Origin of the sequence: Pseudomonas frederiksbergensis (assembly GCF_003732665.1) — a bacterium.
GTDB classification, from domain to species: domain Bacteria; phylum Pseudomonadota; class Gammaproteobacteria; order Pseudomonadales; family Pseudomonadaceae; genus Aquipseudomonas; species Aquipseudomonas frederiksbergensis_G.
In genome coordinates, this window is the sequence record NZ_MOBP01000188.1 from 1 (window position 1) to 293 (window position 293).

1 pseudogene is annotated in these 293 nt (G+C 58.7%); it reads left to right on the top strand.

Annotated elements, in window-relative coordinates:
* Window positions 1-293, top strand: a pseudogene (locus BK665_RS33755) (hypothetical protein); the annotation flags it as partial.

Here is a 293-nt window from a genome sequence, read left to right on the forward strand (position 1 = left end):
CGTCGCGGCGTGGAAAGCCGTGCGCGTCGGGGCTCCTGTCCAGCTTCATGGCAGCAGAATATGAAGACTTGCCCGAGGAGGTCAGGCGCGAGGTCAAGGCGTTTGCAGACATCAATGTGAAGTGGCTGACGGAGGTGCTGGCTGACGCAGGAATGGGCAGCGCAGAAAGCTGTGAACGACGTGCCCGCGCCATTTACACCTCCGTTGCCGGAGCTCAATTAATTGCCCGGACTCGGCTCGTTATTGGCCTATTCGATGAGCTGATTCTCAGCTACCGGGAAGCGGGGTTTATT